Annotated in this window: 19 protein-coding genes; 4 read left to right on the forward strand and 15 right to left on the reverse strand. The window is 68.4% G+C overall.

The features are described from left to right. Positions 1 to 8: 8 nt before the first annotated feature. From QH196_RS16210 to QH196_RS16275, 14 genes are all read right to left on the reverse strand, one after another. Positions 9 to 1004, reverse strand: coding sequence for a 2-hydroxyacid dehydrogenase (locus QH196_RS16210; protein WP_280416624.1), 996 nt, complete (start codon positions 1002 to 1004; stop codon positions 9 to 11). Next, complete coding sequence (locus QH196_RS16215; RefSeq protein WP_280416625.1) at positions 1001 to 1930, reverse strand: hydroxymethylglutaryl-CoA lyase; 930 nt, start codon at positions 1928 to 1930, stop codon at positions 1001 to 1003. Before QH196_RS16215 ends, QH196_RS16210 begins: the two co-directional genes overlap by 4 nt. Next, positions 1927 to 3168, reverse strand: a complete 1242-nt coding sequence (locus tag QH196_RS16220; RefSeq protein ID WP_280416626.1) for a CaiB/BaiF CoA transferase family protein — start codon at positions 3166 to 3168, stop codon at positions 1927 to 1929. Before QH196_RS16220 ends, QH196_RS16215 begins: the two co-directional genes overlap by 4 nt. A 19-nt stretch (positions 3169 to 3187) precedes the next feature. After that, a complete protein-coding gene (locus QH196_RS16225; RefSeq protein WP_280416627.1) occupies positions 3188 to 4567 on the reverse strand; it encodes a GntP family permease in 1380 nt (459 codons plus the stop codon). Between the two features lie 128 nt (positions 4568 to 4695). Then, positions 4696 to 5124: a hypothetical protein gene (locus tag QH196_RS16230; RefSeq protein WP_280416628.1), complete on the reverse strand. Its 429-nt coding sequence runs from the start codon at positions 5122 to 5124 to the stop codon at positions 4696 to 4698. Next, the gene (locus tag QH196_RS16235) at positions 5121 to 6731 is read right to left on the reverse strand and encodes a GMC family oxidoreductase (RefSeq protein ID WP_280416629.1); all 1611 of its coding nucleotides are present in this window, start codon (positions 6729 to 6731) and stop codon (positions 5121 to 5123) included. Before QH196_RS16235 ends, QH196_RS16230 begins: the two co-directional genes overlap by 4 nt. A gap of 35 nt (positions 6732 to 6766) precedes the next feature. After that, the gene (locus tag QH196_RS16240; RefSeq protein WP_280416630.1) at positions 6767 to 8278 is read right to left on the reverse strand and encodes an aldehyde dehydrogenase family protein; all 1512 of its coding nucleotides are present in this window, start codon (positions 8276 to 8278) and stop codon (positions 6767 to 6769) included. Continuing rightward, entirely contained in the window at positions 8275 to 8994 is a 720-nt protein-coding gene (locus QH196_RS16245) for a GntR family transcriptional regulator (RefSeq protein WP_280416631.1), read from the reverse strand. The genes QH196_RS16240 and QH196_RS16245 overlap by 4 nt, the downstream gene beginning before the upstream one ends. A gap of 30 nt (positions 8995 to 9024) precedes the next feature. After that, positions 9025 to 10380 carry an MFS transporter gene (locus QH196_RS16250; RefSeq protein ID WP_280416632.1) on the reverse strand — a complete coding sequence of 452 codons (1356 nt, stop codon included), beginning with the start codon at positions 10378 to 10380 and terminating at the stop codon, positions 9025 to 9027. A 779-nt stretch (positions 10381 to 11159) separates the two neighbouring features. Beyond that, entirely contained in the window at positions 11160 to 11351 is a 192-nt protein-coding gene (locus QH196_RS16255) for a hypothetical protein (protein ID WP_280416633.1), read from the reverse strand. Between the two features lie 28 nt (positions 11352 to 11379). Next, a complete protein-coding gene (locus QH196_RS16260) occupies positions 11380 to 12462 on the reverse strand; it encodes a Vms1/Ankzf1 family peptidyl-tRNA hydrolase (protein ID WP_280416634.1) in 1083 nt (360 codons plus the stop codon). Between the two features lie 99 nt (positions 12463 to 12561). After that, a complete protein-coding gene (locus QH196_RS16265; protein WP_280416635.1) occupies positions 12562 to 13536 on the reverse strand; it encodes a TIGR03557 family F420-dependent LLM class oxidoreductase in 975 nt (324 codons plus the stop codon). A 146-nt stretch (positions 13537 to 13682) separates the two neighbouring features. Further along, a complete protein-coding gene (locus tag QH196_RS16270) occupies positions 13683 to 14456 on the reverse strand; it encodes a DUF72 domain-containing protein (RefSeq protein ID WP_280416636.1) in 774 nt (257 codons plus the stop codon). A gap of 382 nt (positions 14457 to 14838) precedes the next feature. Beyond that, positions 14839 to 15711, reverse strand: a complete 873-nt coding sequence (locus QH196_RS16275; protein ID WP_280416637.1) for an alpha/beta fold hydrolase — start codon at positions 15709 to 15711, stop codon at positions 14839 to 14841. A 125-nt stretch (positions 15712 to 15836) separates the two neighbouring features. On the opposite strand from QH196_RS16275, the gene QH196_RS16280 reads away from it, so the two are divergent. Beyond that, complete coding sequence (locus QH196_RS16280) at positions 15837 to 16610, forward strand: AraC family transcriptional regulator (protein ID WP_280416638.1); 774 nt, start codon at positions 15837 to 15839, stop codon at positions 16608 to 16610. 4 nt (positions 16611 to 16614) lie between these two features. On the opposite strand, the gene QH196_RS16285 is transcribed toward QH196_RS16280, so the two are convergent. Next, positions 16615 to 17778, reverse strand: coding sequence for a YhgE/Pip domain-containing protein (locus QH196_RS16285; RefSeq protein ID WP_280416639.1), 1164 nt, complete (start codon positions 17776 to 17778; stop codon positions 16615 to 16617). Positions 17779 to 17954: 176 nt separating this feature from the next. Here QH196_RS16285 and QH196_RS16290 point away from each other — a divergent pair, with 176 nt between their 5' ends. From QH196_RS16290 to QH196_RS16300, 3 genes are read left to right on the forward strand one after another with little or no spacing between them, the layout of a single operon-like run. Further along, complete coding sequence (locus QH196_RS16290) at positions 17955 to 19040, forward strand: NAD(P)H-dependent amine dehydrogenase family protein (RefSeq protein ID WP_280416640.1); 1086 nt, start codon at positions 17955 to 17957, stop codon at positions 19038 to 19040. Further along, positions 19030 to 19542 carry a carboxymuconolactone decarboxylase family protein gene (locus QH196_RS16295; protein WP_280416641.1) on the forward strand — a complete coding sequence of 171 codons (513 nt, stop codon included), beginning with the start codon at positions 19030 to 19032 and terminating at the stop codon, positions 19540 to 19542. Before QH196_RS16290 ends, QH196_RS16295 begins: the two co-directional genes overlap by 11 nt. 42 nt (positions 19543 to 19584) lie before the next feature. Continuing rightward, positions 19585 to 22029 (forward strand): molybdopterin oxidoreductase family protein, encoded by a 2445-nt coding sequence (locus QH196_RS16300; protein WP_280416642.1) that lies wholly within the window; start codon positions 19585 to 19587, stop codon positions 22027 to 22029. Positions 22030 to 22375: the final 346 nt, after the last annotated feature.

A 22375-nucleotide genomic window follows, 5' to 3' on the forward strand; every position in this document is an offset into this window, starting at 1 on the left:
GGTCGTTCTCAGCGGGCGAGTGCCTCCGGGTTGACCGGATACGGCGGCAGTTCCCCGCGTGCCATCGCGATCGCGTTCTCCGCACAACGCCGGGCCATTTCGGAGCGCACCGGCACGGTCGCACTGCCGACATGGGGGAGTAGCACGGTATTCGGCAGTTCGGCCAGCCCGGGTGCCAGTCGCGGTTCGTTCTCGTAGACATCGAGTCCGGCGCCCGCGATGGTCCCGTCCCGCAGGGCCGCCACCAGCGCCTGCTCGTCGACGATCGGCCCGCGGGCGGTATTGATCAGGATCGCCGAGGGTTTCATCGCGTTCAGAACACCGGCGTCGACGAGGTGGCGGGTCTGGTCGTTCAGCGGTACGTGCACCGAAAGGTAGTCGCTGGTCTCGATGAGTTCCGGCCAGGACACGTGGCGGACCTTGCCGGCGAATTCCCCCAGTTCCTCCTCGCTCACCGGGCGATCACCGGGGGGCCGCGGGCAGAACGCGACCGTCATCCCGAACGCGAGGGCACGCCGGGCGGTGGCCCGGGCGATCCGGCCGAAACCGGCCAGTCCCAGTGTTTTCCCGCTGACATCATGGCCCAGGAGTAATTCCGGTTCCCAGCCGTGGAATTTCCCGGCACGGACGAACGCATCGGCCTCGACGCACCGCCGGGCGACCGCCAGCATCAGCAGGAGGGCGATATCCGCGGTGGCATCGGTGAGCACACCCGGGGTGTTGCCGACGACGATGGAGTTCGCCGTGGCCGCCGCGATATCGATATTGTTGTAGCCCACCGCGAAATTGCTGATCCCGGCGATTTTCGCGCGGGCCAGCAGGGGTGCGTCGAACTCGTCACGCAACTGGGCCACCACCACCCGGTAGTCGCCCGAGGCACACGCATCCGCCAATTCGGTGTGGGTCATCCCGTTCTCGGCGACCGTCACCGTTCCCGCCGCTTCGAGCAGGCCCATACCCGGACCGGGGAGCGGGGTCGTGACGAGGAAATCGGTGGCCGTCACGCGATCACCCATTCGAAGGCGCGGGCTTCCGAGCGTGCGCCCTGGGCGGTTTTGGAACGGTTGGGTTCGCCGAGTTCGGCGAGCATCCGTTCACTGATATCCACCATCCGCGCGAGGGTGTCCGGGGTGAGCCAGTCCGGGCGGGTGGCGAACAGGATGTCCTCGCTGGCGGTGTTACCGCTGGCGCCGGGCGCGAACGGGCAGCCGCCGAGACCGCCCAGGCAGCCGTCGACCATACCGGCGCCCGCATCGATGGCCGCCAGCGTATTGGCCACCCCCAGCCCCCAGGTGTCGTGGCCGTGGAAGACGATCCGGCGGTCCGGGGTGCTGCTGCCGACCGCCTTGATGAGCTGGGAGACCTGCGCGGGTACGGCTTGGCCGAGGGTATCGCAGATGACGATATCGGCGGCGCCGTCGGTGCGCGGGTCGGCCGCGATACCGAGGACGCGCTCCGGATCGACCATGCCTTCGATCGGGCAGGTGAACGAGGTCGCGATACAGAGCTGGATGGCGCCGCCGCAATCCCGGGCGAGCTCCACGGCCCGCGGCATGGCGGCCACACTGTCCTCGGTACTGCGCCCGATATTGGCCTGATTGTGCGAATCCGAGGCGGAAAAACAGTATTGGAAGTTCCGCGCTCCCGCGGCAGCGGCCTTCTCGATATGCCGGGGCGTGGCCACCCACACCCAGCATTTCTCGAGTTCCGCCGGCGTCAGCTCGGCGATGACCTCGAGCGTATTGGCCAGCGGCGGTACGAGGTCCGGGCGTGCCATGGAGCCGATTTCGAGTTCCGGGACACCCAAGGCGAGCAGTTCGCGGGCGATCTCCACTTTGCGCTCGGTCGGCAGCATCTTTCCGGTGAGCTGCAAACCGTCGCGCAGCGTGACATCGCGCAATCGCGCGGCCGGTGTGTAGGTGAAGGTCATACCGCAACCCCTGTTTCGGCCGTGCCTGTGACGGCATCGATTTCGTCGTCGGTGAGGCGCAGCACCGAGGCGAGTACCTCGCGCGTGTGTTCGCCCAGGTCGGGTCCGATTGTACGGATCGGCAGCGACTCGCCCCCGATCACCGGGACGATGCCCGGGAACCCGACGGTGGCCGGTTCGGCGGCACCGGTGTCGACCGGGAACTGCTGGATCATGTTCCGGGCGGCGTACTGCTCGTCGGCGCAGATATCGGCGGCGGTGTAGATCGGCCCGGACGGGACCCCGGCCTCGTCCAGGATTTTCACGGCTTCTTCGCGGGTGTGCCGTACGGTCCAGTCGGAGATCGCCGCATCGAGTTCTTCGCGGCGGCGCCAGCGGCCGGCGTTATCGCGTAGATCCGGGTCGGCGGCGAGATCGGGGCGTTCGATGATCTCCATATAGCGCTGGAAGATTCCGTCACCGTTCCCGGCGATGATGATGCTGTAGCCGTCGCTACAGGGGTAGGCGTTCGACGGGGCGATACCTTCCATCCGGCCGCCCACCCGCTGCCGCTCGACCCCGTAGGCGAGGTAGTCGGGAACCAGCGATTCCATCACCGACAGGATCGATTCGTTGAGCGCCACATCGATGATGCGTTCCGGCAGCGGTATCGGCGACGTGCTGCGGGCCCGCTGGAACAGCGCCATCACCGTGCCGAAGGCGGCATAGATACCGGCGATGGAATCACCGATGGAGACCCCGGTGCGTACCGGCGGCCGGTCGGGATCGCCGACCAGTTCGCGCAGCCCGCCGACCGCTTCGGCCACGGCGGCGAATCCGGGGCGCGCGGATTGCGGGCCGGTCTGGCCGTACGCGGAGATCCGGGTGAGCACCAGATCGGGGTTCACCTGCTGCAGCTCCTCGGGGCCGAGCCCCCATTTCTCCAGCGTCCCGGGCCGGAAGTTCTCCAGCAGCACATCGCATTCGCGGACCAGGTCCAGAACGAGCGCCCGGCCCGCTTCGGTCTTCAGGTCCAGCACGATGGATTTCTTGTTCCGGTTGATCGTGCGGTACAGCATGGAGGTATCACCGTCGTACAGCCGCCACCGGCGCAGTTCGTCACCGGTGACCGGCCGTTCGACCTTGATCACCTCGGCGCCGAAATCGGCGAGCATCCGGCCGGCGGTCGGTGCGGCGATGTAGTTGCCCAGTTCGAGGACGCGGATACCGGCCAGCGGGCGAACAGCCTCGTTGCTCATATCTTCCTATCGTTGCGGGTCAGAGAACCAGGCTCAGCGGCATGATGAGCAGGATCGCCACCACCGAGGCGATCGAGACGCCGACCGAGCAGGATTTCAGGGTGCCGCGGGTGGTCTGGCCCATCAGGGACTGCAGCAGCCAGAAGGTGTTGCTGGTGACGTGCACGGCGAACAGCGACCCGGCACCGGCGGCCAGCGCGATCAGCACCGGATCGATACCGAGGGCGGGCGCGACCGGGGCGAGGATACCCGCGGCGGTGATCGCCGAGATCGTCACCGAGCCGACCGCGATATGCAGGACGGCGGCGATCACCCACACCATCAGCAGCGGTGCGGCCGTGCTCGCGGTGAAATATTCGCCGAGGATATCGCCGAGCCCGATGGCGGAGATGGTGGCCGCCAGCGAACCGCCGACACCGGTGAGGATGAGGATCTGGCCGCTTTCGCGGAACCCGGTGGCGATGGACTGCTGGACGCGTTCGGCACCGATGGCGCGCCGTCCGACGAGGCTGGTACCGACCAGGCCGATCAGCAGGGCGACGACCGGGGTCGACAGGAATTCGATCACCGGGATGTGCACTTCGGCGACATCGAGGATCGCGCCGACGGCGATGAGGACCAGCGCGGTGCACAGCGGCGCGAACAGCAGCGGCAGGGGAGTCTCGGTGCGGGTTTCGGCCGCGGTCCTGGTGGCCACTGCGCCCGGCGCGGATTCGAGCTCGGGGTTGCCGCCGGAGACCGGCTCCACGGCACTCTGCTGTTCGTCGCGCTCCTCGTCCCACCAGCCGCGGTCGAACAGGAAACACATCACCGCCACCGCGATCGCCACGGTCGGGATCACCAGAACGAGCCCGAAGAGCAGCATTTTGCCCAGCGGTACACCCAGCAGGCCGGCCAGTGCCAGCGCTCCGACGCCCGGCACCGTCAGCACGATGCCGCATTCCCCGCCGATGGCCAGGGCGGTCGCCATCTTGGCGGTGCCCTTCTTCTCGATCTTGGCGGCGGTGCTGCGGGCCAGCGGGGCCGAGATCACCATGAGCACGTCGAGGTAGATCGACTGCAGGAAGGTCGCAAGGGTCAGCGACATCGCGTACGGCATCCGGTCGGCGCCGAGCAGCCGCACCAGCGCCCCGACCAGGCGCTGGATCGCGCCCGTTTCCTGCAGCATCGCGCCCATCAGCACACCGAAGGCGATCAGCAGGCCGACCTCGGCCATGATGTCGCCGAAGCCGGTGCTGATGGTGTCCACGGTTTTCGTGACGCCCAGCCCGGAGGTGAGACCCAGATAGGCCGCGCCGATCACCAGCGATACCGCGGGATTGATTGTGAACCGGGTGATCAGCACGACGACGGCGAGGATCGCCGCCGCGGTGTTGAGCATCGTTGCAAGGTCTGACATGTGCTTTCCCATCGAGTCGCACTCGGGTGAGCGCTGTTCCCACGCCGCACGCGGGGCCCATTCGCCGTGACTCAGGCCACAGCAGGCTCATATTATGAGCAGAGACCCACAATATAAGCAAGATGTGCTCAGTCGGGTGTGGGTCGATAGATCGGACCGCGCTCGCGGACCTGCGTCAGGATTCCGGTTTCGGTGTACTCGGGTTGCGGTTCGCCCAGTTGCGGTTCGCCGATCTGTCCCCGGTACTTCAACCGGGTACGCACCCGCGGGCTCATCAAATAGGCGCCGGCGAGGACGAATGTCAGCTTCTGGAATTCCGCGGGTTCGTCGGCCATGAGGCGTTCGCAGAAGTCCCTGGGCTCCTGATCACGGGCCCGGCCCAGCAGTTCGCGGAACGGGGGCACCAGATCCGGCCGAAGCGCGAGTACCCGATCGAGGAACTCCGCCGATACGCCTGCCTGGTCCGCGGACAGTTCACCGTCCTGCGGCGGGATGAGCTCCTCGCCGAGCAGGTAGGCGGTCTCGCGTTCGTCGTCGGTGAGTTGCGCCGCGGTCATCGGATCCGGCCCTTCGTTTCGATCAGGTGTTTGCTGCCCCAGAGCGCAAGCGCCGCTTGGGTTGCCGCCGGATTCACACCGCCACTGGTCACCCAGGTACTCGAATCGAACACGAACAGGTTGTCGATATCGTGGGAGCGGCCATAGCGATCGGTGACCGAGGTCCGTGGATCGGAACCCATCCGGGCCGTGCCCATCAGATGCCAGCCGCTCTCTTTGACCATCGGTCCGACGATGGTCTCCACCGCGCCCGCGGCCTCGAAGGATTCGACTGCCTTGCGGGTATGCCAGTCCAGCATGGCGCGGGAGTTCTCGTCGGTGCGGTAGGTGACCTTCGGGGCCGGCAGGCCACTGGGGTCGGTCAGGGTGCCCGACAGCGTCACCCGGTTCTCCGCGACCGGAAGATCCTCGGCGACGATACTCCACATCGGTGTGTGCCCGAGCCGGCTGCGCAGGGTCCGGTGGAAATCGGCGAACCACATCGGGGCATCGGACTGCGCCCACGGATAGGACCGGGTGATCCCGAGCGGGCCACCGGTCGGTTGCAGACCCCATTTCGCTCCGCGCACGAAACCACGTGATTCGTCGGTCTCGTAGAACTGCATACTGTGGATCTGCTGCCCCCATGACCCGGCGGTGGTGCCGAGGTCCTGGTCGAAGACGCCCGCCACCGCGCCGAACGGATGCATCATGAGGTGGGTTCCCACCAGACCGGAGGAATTGGCCAGCCCGTCGGGGTGTTCGGCCGTCGCCGACATCAGCAGCAGCCGTGGCGTGCCGAGGCCGTTCGCGCACAGCACGACCGCGTGCGCGTAAACCGCGTCCGTCCGGCCTTCCCGGTCGATGTACTCGACGCCCGCCGCGCGACCGCTCTCGACGAGGATCCGGCTCGCCCGTGCCCCGGTGACCAACCTTGCGCCACGGCTGCGTGCCGCCGGCCAATGGGTGATATCGGTCGATGCCTTGGCGCCCTCCGGGCATCCGGACATACAGGTCCCGTGCTGCCGGCACGGTTTGAGATCGCGGTACACGCGCGTGGAGATCGCATTCGACCCCGGCCACCAGTGCCAGCCGAGCTCGTTGAGCGTATTCGCCATCAGCCGTCCCGCGGCCCGGATCGGCACCGGTGGATTGGGCGGGCCTTCGCCGGCCGGGTAGGCGGGATTTCCGGCCAGCCCGGACACACCCATCTGTCGTTCGGCCTCGACATAGAAGGGTTCGAGGTCTTCGTAACTCAGGGGCCAATCGTCGGCAACCCCGTCGAGCGAGCGGACCCGGAAATCGCTGGGTGTCATCCGATGCCACTTCGCGGAATACAACACCGTGCCACCGCCGACGCCATTCCACATCAGCGGGCTGATATCGGAATCGCTGTCGTCCACCGGATAGTCGGCCGCACTCCTGCGCTGGTTCGGGTTACGACCCCAGTGCAGGTCGGCAGTGACTTCGTAATCGTCGAAATCCGCGCGGGCGTTGGCGTAGTCGGGCCAATCGCCCTGCTCCAGGCAGACGACGGACATACCCGCCTTGCTGAGTTCGGCCGCGGTGATACCGCCGGAGAGCCCGGCGCCGACAATGATCACATCGACCGGATCGGATCGTTTCATTTGCCCTGGTTCACTTTCGATTCCTTCCGGCGCGGCTACCGCGCCCAGGTGACGACCTTTTCGACCGACATCTCCCGAATGGCGGAGGCGGGCCCTTCCTTGCCGTACCCGCTGCCCTTCACGCCGCCGTACGGCATGTTGTCGGCGCGGAAGTTGGAGCATTCGTTGATGTGCACACCGCCGGTTTCGAGTGCCGCCGCCACCCGGGTCGCTGTATCGATGGATGAGGTGAAAACTCCGGCCATGAGACCGAATTCGAGGCTGTTGGCGGCCGCGACGGCATCGTCGAGCGAATCGACGGGATAGACGGCGACCACCGGGCCGAAGGCTTCGTGCCGGCTGATCTCCGCGTCGTCGGCGGGGGCATAGAGCACGGTCGGCAGCACCGTCCGGTCGCGGACACCGCCGGTGAGCAGCGTCGCGCCGCCGGTGACCGCATCCTCGATCATCGCCGCCAGCCGCTCGGCGGCCTGCGCGGAGATCACCCGGCCGAGTTCGGTAGCCGGGTCGTACGGATCGCCGATCCGCAACCCCGCCGCGTACTCCGCCATGGCCTCGGCCAAACCGGCGGCTATCGAACTCTCGGCGAATACGCGCTGCACCGAAATGCACGACTGTCCGGACGATGCCATCGCCCCGTGGGCGCAGCGCCGCGCCGCGAGGTCGAGATCGGCGTCGGCGGCCACAATCGTCGCGGCATTCGAACCCAGTTCCAGGACTGTGCGTTTCAGTTGCGCCCCTGCCGTTGCCGCGATCGCGGCGCCCACCGCGGTGCTGCCCGTGAACGAGACGAGCCGGACCGCGGGATGCTCCACCAGGGCTTTCCCCACCAGAGCATCGCCGCTGAGTACGCTGATCGCGCCGGCCGGCCAACCGGCCGCGACGGCATAACCGGCCAGTGCGACCGTGGCCAGCGGAGTCCGATCGCTGGGTTTGATCAGCACGGGGCAGCCTGCACCGATGGCCGCGGACACCTTGTGTACAGCCAGCAGCAGGGGAAAGTTGAAGCCACAGATCGCGGCGACGACGCCCACCGGTTCCCAGACGGTATGGGCGTACCGGCCGCGCCCGGATGGTACGGCATCGACCGGTATCTCCCGGCCGGTGAGCCCGGCGGCGGCGTGGGCGGCGGCGCGGAGCGTGGCAACAGCCCGGTCGACCTCACCGAGCGAATCCCGCAGAGCCTTACCCACTTCGCGGGTGAGCACCCGGGCGAGGACGTCGCGGTCCCGGGCGATCGCGGTCGCCATGGTCTCCAGGATTCGGGCGCGGCCGGACCGGTCCCATTCCGCGCAGCGCGCCCGTGCGGCATGCGCGGCCACCGCGGCTTCGGCGACCAGGCCCGGATCGGCCACCGCACAGCGGAAACGGTCGTGCTCGTAGGCCGGCGAGACGATCTCGGTGGTTTCGCCTACCCAGCGGGGGGACCCGGCGACAACCAGCGGGACCGCTGCGCTTTCCGCACCGGGTACGAAATGCCGCGGATCCAACGGGTTCTCCGGGCGGGCGTCGGAGCGCTCCGCTGCTGTTTCGGCGCCGGTGGTCACAGTAACTCCTCGTTGGTATTCGCATATCCCGCCGGTCGGCCGGTCGGCGTGGCCCGGTCTTGGCCGGCCAGGCGATTCAGCAGGACAGAGCGGGCAGCGAGAATATGCGCGTGCTGGACCCCGGCCGCCCAATCCGGGTCGCCGGCATTCAGCGCGTCGACCAGCAGATGATGTTCCTGCAGCGTTTTCTCCATTTCGGTGCGGGTGTACAGGAAGAAGATCCGGTGCATCAGCGGGACGTGGGTGACGCCCGTCAGCGCCGCCACCAGTCGCGGACTTCCGGACGCCTCGAAGACGAGATTGTGGAATCGCAGATTCAGCTCACCCAGCAGGTGCAGATCAGGATCGTCGCCGGCGCCGATACGGGTCATCTCCGCCGCCAGATCGGCGAGCGCCGCGATCGGAACATGCTCGGAGCGCATCGCCGCGCGGCGGGCCGCGAACGATTCGAGCACCGCGCGCAGCTGGTAGATCTCGTCGATTTCCTCTCGCGACCACAGTGGCACCTCGAACCCGCCGGCCGGCCGGGCGTCGAGAATTCCTTCCCCGCTGAGCAGCTGGAAGGCCTGGCGCACCGGGGTCCGGCTCATACCGAGGCGCGCGGCGACATCGACCTCACGGAGCCGTTCGCCCGGCTCGATCTCACCGTTCAACACCCAGCGCCGGATTTCCTCGGCCGCGTTACGGGTCAGTTCACTTGCTCGCGATGTGGGCATTCTTGTCCTTGCTGATGAGGTACGGGCCGGTCAGCCGATCGGGTCGGGCACCCGGCCCGGTTCCGGGGCCGCAGCGGAGGTTGCGATCTTCTCGCTGTCGACGAGATCGTCGCCGTGTAGATCATCCCCAGTGAGCAGGAAGGAAGCCACCGCGCCACAGATCGCGGTCAGCAGCAGGTAGATCGAGGGCGACGGGGTCCAGTCGGTCTGCTGGATCAGGTAGGTGGCGACGAACGGCGCACTGCCGCCGAACACGGCCGCCGGGATATTGAAACCGATCGAGACACCGGTCGAGCGGATTGCCGCCGGGAACAACTCGGGCATGGTGGCGGCAGAAGCGGACAGGTAGATCGCAGTGAATACGCCGAGCAGCAATTGGCTACCCAGCGCGAGCACCGGATTGCCCACGGTGATCGCCGCGAACACCGGGAAGACGATGACGGCGAAGCCGATCGAACCGAACAGCAGTACCGGGCGGCGGCCGATCCGGTCGGAGAGCCGGGCCACGAGCGGCAGGGCCACCATCGTGGCTGCTCCGGCACACATGGTGGAGACCAAGGAGAAGGTCGCGCCGTATTCGTTGACCGTGCCGATATAGGTCGGCATATAGGTGAACACCGCGTAGAAGCAGGTCGCGTGCATGGCGCCGATTCCGACGATCAATGCGAACCGGCGGCCGCGGCCGAGGACCTCCCGGGCGGGGGAGTGGCTCAAGGTGCCGGTTTCGCTCATGGTCTGGAAGTCCGGGGTTTCCTCGAGCTTCGCCCGGATATAGAGCGCGATACCGGCCAGCGGGGCGGCGAGCAGGAACGGAATCCGCCAGCCCCACTCCGCCATCCGATCGTCGCCGAGTGCGGCGGTGAGCGCGGTGACGACGGTGATGCCGAGCATCAGACCGGCCGTGGTACCGAAGGTGAGCCAGCTGATCCCGAAGGCGCGGCGGTTACGCCCGGCGTATTCGAGCAGGAAGGCACTGCCACTGCCGTATTCGCCGCCGGCGGAAAACCCTTGCAGGGTGCGCAGGGCGACCAGTACGAACGGTGCCGCGATACCCCACGAGTCGTAGCCGGGTAGCAACCCGATGCCGACCGAGCAGGCGGCCATCACGGTGAGGACCAGTACGAGGACCCGTTTCCGGCCGATCCGGTCGGCCAGCGGACCGAGGACCACACCACCGAGCGGGCGGGCCAGGAATGCCAGGCCGAATACGGCAAAACTGCTCAGCAGTTCGGCCGTGGGGTCCTCGGACGGGAAGAACGTAGCCCCGATGTGGACAGCGAGGAAGCCGTACACCGTGAAGTCGAAGAATTCGATGGTATGGCCGATGGTGGCTCCGACGATGGCGCGGACGCGCCTCGGCGGGCGAGCAGGTGCCCGAGTACTCATGGTCACTCCTGACTGGCGGCGGGAGACCGCATACGACGGCCCGCCGGTGATGTGCCGTGCCGGCACGGTGCTGCTGAGGCGGATGCTTGCTTCCGCGGTGCTGTGACTCGAAGCACAACCGCCCCCATACTGTATGCATAAAGCGCGTGCATTGGCAAAAGTTCCGCAATAATGCCAGCTAGATGAAGTGAAGCCAGGAGGGATGTATACATTTCTGGCGCTGCCTCGAGTGGCGGTCTTCGTCTGGAGGTTGGCCTGCCGGTCGAGGGGCGGTCCCTTGCAACTGCCGTTCGAGGGAGCCGTTCGTGTGGAACCGGACCGCGGCGAAGCTCGGGTTCCTGCTCGATCTCGGTGCGCGCAGTACCTCGTGCCGGGGCGATTGTGTCCGCTCCGCTGACCGTCGTATCGCTGCTCGACGACCACGCGGGGGGCGCCGGCAGAGGCCTGCCTACGGCCGGGCCACCGCGTGTTCGACGCCGCACTGGTTTCGGTGTTCGGGATCGCCGAGCAGGTCGCCGCATGGCCTTTTCCGGCCGACGACACGTCCATCGCGTCCGCGTAGGACGCATCGGCCGCGCGCCGCGAGACGTGCCGCTGCTTTCCGCACCGCGAACAACGCCTGTATCGGGTGGTCGCGGAACTCGGCAGCCCGAGTGGCCCGCACCGCCCGATACAGGCGTTATCGTCCGGAAGGCACCGGTTTGCTCACCGGCGCGTCGGCGCATGCCGGACGCGCGGCGGCCGGATACCCCTCCGCGCCCGGCATCGAAAGGGTTAGGTCATGTCCCCGCGTCGCCGGGGCGCTCGGTGCGGTCGACGCGCTCGTTGGCCAGGTCGTCGTCGTCCGCGGGCGGTTCGGGATCGTGCCATTCCTCGGCCCGGCTCGATCGGTTACCGCGCAGCGTGCCCTCCATTTCGTGGGCGAGTTCGTCGTCGCGGGCGGGGCCGTGCTTACTGCTTCCTCGTTCCATCGTGTCCTCCTGCCTCCGGCGGCGGGGTTCAGGTATGCCGCAGCAGGGCGCCGACGCCCTCGCTGGGGGCGGTTTCCGCGTCGACCGGGGTGATTGTTCCGCCGCGCACCAGGACACCCACCGGTAGTGCTTCGTCGGCCCGGCAGGTCTGCGCGGCCGTTTCGGACAGGGCGCCGAGCGCGGCCGGGTCGCGGACGGGTTCGGGATCCAGCTGTACGGTGCGGTCACCGAGGGCGGCGGCGTTGATCAGCAGATTCTCGGTATTGGCCGCCAAGAGCGCCGAAACCGTCGCGGAGAGCCCGGCGACGGCGGGTCCGTCGTCGCGGCCGCGGGCCTGGTCGAATCGCGCCACCGTTTCGTCCCGTACCTCGCGCGCCTCGGCGGTGACCAGTTCACGGACGTCGTCATCGAATCCGCCGGTATCGGTGCCGGCCGCCCGGCCACCGGACTCGACTTCCACGACGCGGGCCGGCAGCGAGCCGAGCGCCCGGCGGACCTCGGCGCGGGCGGTGACATCACCGGCCAGCACCACGATCCTGGCCCGGATCCGCTCGGTCAGGCGTTTCAGCTCCGCGGCGATATCGTCGGCATTGCGCCGGACGGTTTCCTCCACGCGCCGCTGCATCGACAGATGCGACCAGCCGCCGCCGTGGCGGACCTTGTGCACCGGATGCCCCTCGCCCTCCACGGTTTCGCCGACCACATTGCCCTCGTCGTCGACCCCGTACAGTTCCGACCCCACCTTGTCCACCACCGCCACCGCGTGCGGCACCTCCTCGGTCTCGCATTCGATGAGCGGCAGCAGATACGGCAACGGCGAGACCCGGACGATCTCCGGCTGCACCGGCCGGGGCAGCCGCCGGTCGATCAGCATTCGTTCGGAGTCGGCGATCAGGACGCGGCCGGCACGTCCCGGTTCGGGTGGGCTGCCGGTGACCGCCGCCGCGAGGGACCGGATCATTCCCTCCGTGGCGCCCGCGGCCTCGAGGCGTTCGGCGAGGGCCCGCCAGCGCAGGGTGCGCTGCTGCTCGGCGTCCTCCGTGTCGTGCTGGGCGTCGATGTACAGCGAGGCGAACGGGCCGGGTCGTTGCGCTACTTCTCGGATCGTCATATCAGCCACGTGAGGGCGCGTACCCGGCGCGGCCGGATCGAATCGCGGCGTCCGGAATCGATCTGCGGCCGCCCCGGAAACAGCGTTCGAACAGGGACATCAGCCCGGCTGGGCGGTCAGTTTGCGCAGCGGTTCGTCGAGTTCGGCGCGGAAGAAGTCGAAGAAACCGTCAGGGTCGGGACCGGCGTTCTGCATGACCAGATGGTCGAATCCGGCGTCCACGAACGGCTGCGCCACGTCGAGGTAACGCTGCGGGTCCGGGCCGCAGGCGAACTTCTCCAGGATGTCCTGTTCCCGCACGGTGGCGGAGGCGGCGGCGAAATTCACCGGGTTGGGCAGTTCGCTCATCACCTTCCAGCCCGTCATCGCCCAGCGTGAGGTCTCGTGGGCGGCGCGGGCCGCGGTTTGTTCGTCGGGTGCCCAGGCCATCGGGACCTCGGCGTAGCGCGGTCCGTCGCCGCCCGCCTCCCGATAGCCGGAGACGAGTTCCGGTTTCGGTTCGGTGGCGAACAGGCCGTCGCCCAGTTCGGCGGCGATTCCGGCGGCCTGGGTGCCGCCGGCGGCGACCGCGATCACCGGCGGCTCGTCGGGCAGATCGAAGACGCGGGCGTCGGAAAGCTGAAGGTGCCGGCCCTCGTAGGATTGGTAGCCGCCCTGCCACAGCAACCGGATGATCTCCAGGGCCTCCCGTAGCAGCGCGTGCCGGCCGGCCACATCGACAGGGAATCCCTCCCCGACGACATGCTCGTTGAGACGTTCCCCGGCGCCCACACCGAGAGTGAACCGGCCGTCGGAGAGCAGGGCCACGGTGGCGGCGGCCTGAGCGATGATCGCCGGGTGGTATCGCACGGTCGGACAGGTGACACCGGTGGCCAGCCCGATCCGCTCGGTTTCGGCGGCGATGGTGCCCAGGACCGACCAGGCGAACGGCGAATGTCCCTGATTGTCCAACCAGGGGTGATAGTGGTCGCTCATCTCGACGAAATCGAATCCGGCTGCTTCGGCGCGTACGGCCTGGCGGACCAGTTCGCCGGGCCCGAAGGCTTCGGCGGCCAGCTTGTATCCGATCTGCATGGTTCCTCCGGAAGCTGTAGTGGCGGGTGCGCACGGACAACAGTCGCGCGCAGATACCGGGCAGGGGCGCGGTACCCGAGCGTTGGTCGGTGAAACGCGCGCCGCGCCCGAGCCGGGGTCCCGCGGTACCCGGCGCGCGGATCGGGTCAGTCGGCCGCGGGAATCCGGTCGGGTGTGCGGGTGACGGTGGCGCCCGCGGCGGTGGCGAGGTGGGCGAAGGCGATCGCGTCGTGGATCGCGGCGCCGCCGGGGTCGTTGTTGAAGTAGACGTAGATATCGTGCTCGCCCGGCCAGGCGTCGGTGAGTCGGTCGGTCCAGGTGTGCAATGCCCGGCGGCCGTAGCGGGGCCGCGGATCAGCGCGGCCGTGGTGCAGCCGGAGGTAGCCCCACTCGGCGGTACGCCACAGCGGTGTCACCGGCCGTGACCCGGCGTCGGCCCAGCACAGGGCGGCCTCGTTGCGTTCGAGGACGGCGCGTACTTCGGGGGTCCACCACGATTCGTGCCGCGGTTCGACCGCGACCCGGATTCCGGCCGGGAAACAGCGCAGGCACGCTTCCAGCAAGCCGGGATCGCCTTGCAGTGTGCCGGGTAATTGCAGCAGCACCGGGCCCAGCTTCGCACCGAGTCCCTCGGCGTGAGTGAGCAGCCGCGCCACAGGTTCGGCTGGGTCGCGTAGCCGTTTCATATGGGTCAGGAAACGGCTCGCCTTCACCGCGCAGACGAAATCGGCAGGGGTGCGATCGTGCCAGGCGGTGAAGGTTTCCCGGCTGGGCAGGCGATAAAAGGCGTTGTTGTTCTCGACGGTCGCGAAGTTGGCCGAGTAATGCTCGAGCCACAGTCGCTGTGGACAGGGATCGGGGTAGAACACCCCACGCCAATCCCGGTACTGCCAGCCGGAGGTCCCGATGTGCCACGGCATCGGTGTCACTGCCTGCCGTGGCCGGCCGCGGGGAGCCGGTTAAGGGACCGGGTCGTCGTCACAGGGAGCGACTACCCCGGAACCGGTAGTGCATTCCGGAACGGGCCCGAGCACCAGGTTGCTACGCGATTGTGCCGGTGGGGCGGCCGGCGACGGTGGGGTCGCTCCACGACGTGGGCGGACAACGGGCCCCCTGACGGTGCCGGGTAGCCCCGGTGACGGTGCCGGACACCATGTTCTCGCGCCGGTATGGGTCGAGTAGGCGAGGGCCGGCCGGCGCCGCAGCGCCACACCGACCTCTGCCTGCCGATTGGTTCCGTGTCGGTGTCGGTGAGGTCGCTTCGCGACCGTACCGGCCGGGTCGCCTGAGCGATGGTGTCGGTCACGTCAGCGCGGGGCGGTTCAGCCAGCGCAGCAGGGCCGCGGTGACCTCGTCCGGCTGCTCTTCCATGAGGAAGTGATCGGCGTCCACCCGTACCAGCTCGGCGTCGGGTATCCGGTCGGCGAGCTCCTCGGCGGTGCGCATCGGGATGGCGGGGTCGCGGCTACCCCAGATGACGGTGGTGGGGCAGGTGATCGCGGTCAGCCGCGCACCTAGTTCGGGGCGCACGCGGACCTCGTAACCTGACCAGAAATGCGTGTACCAGCGGCGGCCCTCGGGGGTGCGCAGTACCTCGAGGTAGCGCGCCAGCTGTTCCCGGTCGAAGCTGCCGTTGCGCAGATAGCGCGCCAACCCGATCCGGTGGACCAGGTACACCGGCGGTGTGGCCAGCAGACGCCGGGTCGGGCGGTGCCGGGAGCCGACGGTGAACGCGCCGAACAACAATCGATACGGTGGCGTGAACGTGCGGTGCGCTCGCGAATTCAGGAGCGCCAGCCTTCGGACCCGATCGGGATGGCGCTGCACGAAACCGAGTCCGAGGAAGCCGCCGTAATCGTGACAGGCCAGATCGACCTGGTCGACTCCCAGAGCATCGAACATCCGCGCGATCCGGTCGACCTCGCTGTCGTAATCGCAGGACAGGGCGGTATCGCGGGCGGAGTCGCCCCAGCCGAGCCAGTCGGGTGCCAGTACTCGTCGCCGCGCCGACAGCGGGCCGATCTGATGCTGCCAGGCCCGATGCGATTCCGGCCAGCCGTGCAACAGCACAAGTGGGTCGCCGGTACCGGCCTCGGCGTAGCACAACCGGGCACCGTCGACGGTCGTCTCCTTCAGTTCCGGTGCTGCTGTCCGATCGATCCGGTTCATGGTCATCGCTGCATGCCTTTCTCGTTCCCGGGGCAGACTGTGCCGAAAGAATCCCGGCGGCCAGGGTGCCGACTCGTCACCGGCACCGGAACCCTGCCGCTACTCGATCCCGCGCCGGTATCGTCGCGCATATGACCCAGGTGGCACTTCCGGAAACGTGCGCTACACCGGCCACCGCCCGGCTGTGGGTGCGGCTCGGTCACGCCGTTTATCTCGGGCCGGGGCTGGGGCTGGACGCGCATTCGACCGCCATCCCATCGCTCGGTATCGGGATCGACGCGCCGTTTCGGGTCCGTGTGGACGGGCGGCCCGATATCACCGCCCGCAGCTTCCTGTTCCGCGCCCGGATCACGCATCACGTGGTGCAGACCCGGGGCCGCATGCTGTTCTGTTTCTTCGACCCGACCAGCACCGCCCTGGCTCGCTGCCTCGGCGGAATGACCCGCCTGGCCGGGGACTATCCCTACGCGCACCGCCGCGAAGCCGATCTCGTGGCACTGTGCCGGGAACCGGAGCCGGATATCGAGCGCCTGCTCGACCTGGCCAGTATCCCGCTGCCCACCATCAGCGATGCCCGGATCGCCGCCGCTGCGACCCGGATCCGCGCCGATCCCGCGCATCCGCACCGGGCCGGGGAAACAGCCCGCGCCGCAGGGCTTTCCACCTCATATTTCCTGCGCACCTTCGCCGGGCAGACCGGGACCAGCTTCCGCCGCTACGTCCAGTGGGCACGAATGGTGCATATCGCCCGGTCCTACGCCGCCGGCCACGACCTGACCCGGGCGGCAGCGGACGCCGGGTTCGCGTCACCGTCGCATTTCAGCGATACCTTCCGGGCGATGTTCGGGCTCACCCCCACGGCATTCACCCGGATCGGGGGAGAGCTGCGCATCATCGAGCGGTAGCGCGTTATTCGCGGATGACCTCCACCGGGTCGCTGAGTGCCTGGGCCAGCGCCGCCTGTTGCGCGGCACCGGCGGGTGCGATCGCGGCGGAGGCCGCTGCCGTATGGGTGCCGAGTAGCGACACCATGTGCTGGAGCCGGCCGATCCCGCTTTCCAGGAGTTCGGCGGCGTCGAGGAGCTGGGCGACGCCCTCGTCGGCGCGCGCGGGTATATCCGCGGCCATTGCGCCGCCCTGATCGAGCTGATCGGAGATCGCGGCGAGGCGGCCGGCCAGGTCGTGCAGGGTGGTGCCCAGCCCCGCATCCGGGTCCGTGCCGGGGCCGAGCTGTTCGGCGGGATCGTCCAATTGTGCGGTGACCTGCCCGGATACGTCACGGACAGCCTGCAGTTTCGCGATGATATCGGCGATCGGCGCGGCGCCCGCGCCGGGCAGGCCGCGCAGCAACGGGAGTATCCGGTCGAGTCCGGTGGTCGTCGCGGCCGCCGCCTGCCGCGCCTCGCCCAGCGTGATCTCCGTGGTGTCGAGGGCCGTGGCGAGCATCCCGGCTTGCCCGGCCACACCGTCCAGCGTGGCGGTCAGGGAGTCGATCGCCGAGGACAGCTGGGCCACACCGGTTTCGGTGACCTCGACGAGATCCAGCAGCTGTTCCGAACCGGCGTCGAACTGTTCGGTGCCCGCCACCGCCGCGTCCAACCCGGTACCCAGCAGTTGGGCGGTGAACTGTGCCGACGAGATATGCGTCCGGGCGCGGGCGGTGGCCTCCAGCGCGGTCGCGATCCCGGCGGCGCCGATCTGCCGGGTGACGGTCGTGATCGCGCCCTCGACAGTGGCGTTCTCGGCGTCGTCGTGGATTTCGACGGTGAGCCGGGCGCGGCGCGGCGAGTTACCGGCCAGGGTCGTCATGGCGTCGGACAGGTCCGCGGGCAGGGTGATCACCGCCGCGTAATCGCCGGTATCCGCGGCCTCGGCGGGCAGGATGTGCCAGTCGTAGCCGCCGGCCTGCTGAACCGATTCGAGAACCCGGTCGCCCGTCGGCCCGGTATCGGCGTTCACGAGGGCGATGCCGGTCGGCGCCGCGGAGACACGGGTACATGCGGTGACGCCGGCGGCCGCACCGATGAGGACTACGAGACTCACGGATGCCGCCCGGGCGTGGGTTCTGATCACGGAACGGACAGTACGGCTGCTTTTTGACAGAACAGCCTGGCATCGGTGAGGGTTCGGTAAGGATTCCGGCGGAATCGGCCACCGCCTTGCCCGGGCCTGCACAGCGGGCGATTCCGTTCGCGCGGAAACCGACGATTCCGGGCCCTCCGCAACCAAGCGCTTGCTACGATTCGTCGATGATCTCGACGGTCGTCTGGGGGACCGGCAATGTAGGTCGCGCCGCAATACGCGCGGTCGACGCCCATCCGGAGCTCGTACTGAAGGCCGTGGTCGTCCACGATCCGGCCAAGCACGGGCGTGACGCCGGTGAACTCGCTGCGCTGGACCGGCAGCTCGGCATCGCCGCCACCACCGATATCGAGGCCGTGCTCGCGGACAGCCCCGATGCCGTGGTCTATGCCGCGTCCGGCGATATCCGGCCCGCCGAGGCCCTCGCCGATATCGTCCGCGCGGTGGGCGCCGGTGCCGTGGTGGTGACACCGGCCCTGTATGCCCTCTACGACCAGCGCGGCGCACCGCCGGAAATCCGCGAACCGGTACTGGCCGCCATCGAATCCGGTGGCGGATCCCTGTTCGTGTCCGGCATAGACCCCGGCTGGGGCAACGACGTCCTGCCGGTGCTGATCAGCGGTCTCGGCAGCGTGGTCGATGTGGTGCGCTGCCAGGAGATCTTCGACTATTCGACCTACGACCAGCCCGATTCCGTCCGCTACCTGGTGGGTATGGGGCAGCCCATGGACCAGCTGCCACCCATGGTGGCGCCCGGTGTGCCGACCATGGTGTGGGGCGGGCAGGTGCGGCTCATGGCTCGCGCGCTCGGGGTCGACCTGGACGAGATCCGCGAAGACGTACAGCGACTGCCGCTCGAATCCACGGTCGAGACCGCGACGATGGGCAGTTTCGCGGCCGGGACGCAAGGCGCGATGCGCTTCGAGGTCCAGGGCATCGTGGCGGGGGAGCCGCGCATCATCGTCGAGCACATCACCCGTATCCACCCGTCCTGCGCCGCCGAATGGCCTGCTCCGCCCAACGGGTCGGGCGCGCACCGGGTGATCATCGAAGGGCGACCGCGTATCGAGGTCACCGTCGAAGCCACCGACGAGGGCGGCAACTACGCGGCCGGTGGTAACGCCACCGCAGTCGGGCGCCTCGTCGGCGCCATCGACTGGCTCGTCGGCGCCGCGCCCGGCCTCTACGACGCACTCGACATACCGCTGCGGCCGGCGGCCGGCAAGCTGGGAAGGAACAGCCATGCGAGTTGATATCCCCGAAGGTAAGGATCCCATCGGCTATGTGTGGGGCGAGATGGTGCCGGGTATCGGGACCGCCGCCTCGAAGTTCTCGCTGGCGGTCTATGAGCACACCACGCTCGGACTGCGCGAATTCGAGGCGGCGCGGCTGCGGATCGCCCAGATCAACGGCTGCATCTTCTGCCTGGACTGGCGTACCGAACGCGACGGGCAGAAGGTGGAGGAGGGTTTCGCCGACGCCGTGACCGACTGGCGCGTCTCCGCCGAACTCGACGACCGGACCCGGCTGGCCGCCGAATACGCCGAACGCTACGCCCTCGATCACCACAATCTGGACGAGGATTTCTGGTCCCGGATGACCGCGCACTACAGCCAGGCCGAAATCGTGGAACTCAGCATGTGCCTGGGTTCGTGGCTCGCGTTCGGCCGGCTCAATCATGTGCTCGGACTCGACGCGGTCTGTGTACTACCAGGGCATTCCGGCGGCGCTGCGGGCGCCCGGCCCGGTGCCTGACCCGGCACTGTTGAATTCGCCCGCGCTGGGTACGCGCGGGGTATGGAGAAACGCGACCGTATCGCCGATCCCTGGGGCGACCGGACCCCGTACGCCCCGGGAGACACCTGGCCGGCCCGGGTGGACAGTTATCTGGCCGACGGCGTGGACCCGGCGACCGTGCGCTGGGTGCCGTCGGCGTCGGTGCTGCACTCCAACGGCGACGCCCTGGATATCGCGGTCCGTGACGACCGCATCGTCGGGGTCCGGGGCCGGGGCACCGACCGGGTGAACCGCGGCCGGCTCGGCCCCAAGGATCTGTTCGGCTGGCAGGCCAATTCCGCGGCCGACCGGCTCACCCGGCCGTTGATCCGGGTCGACGGCGAACTGGTGGAAACCGATTGGGATACCGCGATGCAGCGCGTGGTGCGGCACAGCTCGGATCTGCTCGCCGAGCACGGCCCCGCCTCGATCGGTTTCTACACCTCCGGGCAGTTGTTCCTCGAGGAGTACTACACGCTCGGCGTGATCGCGCACGGTGCCCTCGGCACCAACCATCTGGACGGCAACACCCGCCTGTGCACGGCGACGGCCGCGGCCGCGTTGAAGGAATCCTTCGGCTGTGACGGCCAGCCCGGTTCCTACACCGATATCGACCACGCCGATACGATCGCCCTGTTCGGTCACAATGTCGCCGAAACCCAGACGGTGCTCTGGTCGCGCATGCTCGACCGGCTCGCGGGCGACGATCCGCCGGCACTGTTGTGCGTGGATCCGCGGCGCACGCAGGTCGCCGAATACGCCACGATGCATCTGGCGCCGCTGCCCGGCACCAACCTCGCCCTCATGAACGCGTTGCTGCACGAGATCGTCGTCAACAACTGGATCGACATGGCCTATATCGACGCACATACCGTCGGTTTCGACCGCCTCCGCGAGCAGGTCGCGGAGTACCCGCCCGAAGTGGCGGAACGGATCTGCGATATCCCCGCCGCCGATATCCGTGCCGCCGCCCGCCTGCTGGGCTCCGCGCGCCGCCTGCTGTCCACCGTGCTGCAGGGCTTCTATCAGTCCCACCAGGCGACGGCCGCCGCGGTGCAGGTCAACAACATCCATCTACTGCGCGGCATGCTCGGCCGCCCCGGCTGCGGCGTGCTGCAGATGAACGGCCAGCCGACCGCCCAGAACACCCGCGAATGCGGCGCCGACGGCGATATCGCCGGATTCCGCAACTGGGCCAACGACACCCATATCGCCGACCTGGCCCGGATCTGGAACCTGGACCCCGAGCAGCTTCCGCACGACCGGCCACCGACCCATGTGATGAAGATGATGGACCTCGCCGAAGAGGGCAGCCTGCGAATGTTGTGGGTGAGCGCGACGAACCCCGCGGTTTCGCTGCCCGAACTCGCCCGCATCCGCGACATCCTGTCCAGTGCGGGGCTGTTTCTCGTGGTGCAGGACATGTTCCGCACCGAAACCGCCGAACTGGCCGATATCGTGCTACCCGCTGCGGGCTGGGGTGAGAAGACCGGCACGTTCACCAACGTCGACCGCACCGTGCACCTGTCCGAACGTGCGGTCGACCCGCCCGGCGAAGCCCGCGCCGACCTGGACATCCTGCTGGATTACGCCCGGCGAATGGATTTCCGCGACCGCGACGGCGGACCCCTGCCCGGCTGGCGCGACGCCGAATCCGCGTTCGACGCATGGAAACAGTGCTCGGCGGGCCGCCCCTGCGACTACACGGGCCTCACCTACGAGAAACTACGCGGCGATTCGGGGATCCAATGGCCGTGCACCGCGACCGCACCCGACGGGACCGAACGGTTGTATACCGACGGCAAATTCTGGAGCGCCCCCGATTACTGCGAGTCCTACGGCAAAGACCTGATCACCGGCACACCGCTGAAACCCGGCGAATACCGGGCGCTGAATCCGGACGGCAAGGCGATCATCAGATCCGCCGGCTACCTGCCACCCGCCGAGCAGCCCGACGACCGGCGACCCTTCGCGCTGATCACCGGCCGTACGCTGTACCACTTCCACACCCGGACCAAAACCGGCCGAGTCCCGCAACTGCAGGCCGCCGCACCCGAGGTGTGGGTGGAGATCTCCGGTGCCGACGCCGAACGGGACGGTATCGCCGAAGGCGATCAGGTGGAGGTCAGCACGGCACGCGGTGTGCTCCGCGGGCGCGCCCGGGTGAGCGGGGTCCGCCCCGGTGTGCTGTTCGTACCGTTCCACTACGGGTACTGGGACGCCGACGGCCGGGGTCACGACCGTGCGGCCAACGAACTCACGATCACCAACTGGGACCCGGTGTCCAAACAACCGCTGTACAAGACCGCCGCGGCCGCCTTGCGTCGTCTCGACCGCGGTACCGGCCCGGCCCCCGCGCCGACCAACACGGCCTCGGCGCCGCTGGACGATTCGGTGCAGCGGACAGCCGGGGGAGCGCCCGCACAGGCCGGCAGCGAAACCCTTGTCCGCACTGCAGGTGGCTGAGCCGAGCGCGCCGCTCTGCCCCGTCGGTCCCCACTGCACCGGCTGGACCGACTCGACGTGCGCCGGTCCCAAACCGGCGATGGAACGGGCGGGTCGAAGAGGGCACGCACCGCATGTTCGTCGGTGACGTCGACTTTTGTCCTGTTCACCGCAGGGACCGTGGTTACGGAGTCGGTTGGTCGAATCCATCCCTACTCGCATGAGTGCCGGCGGGGCGTGCGCCGGGCTCCTGCGGGTCGTGGTGCCGCCGGTCGTCGGAGCGGCGTTCTCGGGCGCCGAGGCCGCGCTATCGTGCCGGAACAGATGGTACCGACCGGTGCCGTAGGAGTTTGCCGTGATCGGCGGG

The sequence above is a fragment of the Nocardia carnea genome (genome assembly GCF_029868325.1).
Classification (GTDB): Bacteria; Actinomycetota; Actinomycetes; order Mycobacteriales; family Mycobacteriaceae; genus Nocardia; species Nocardia carnea_C.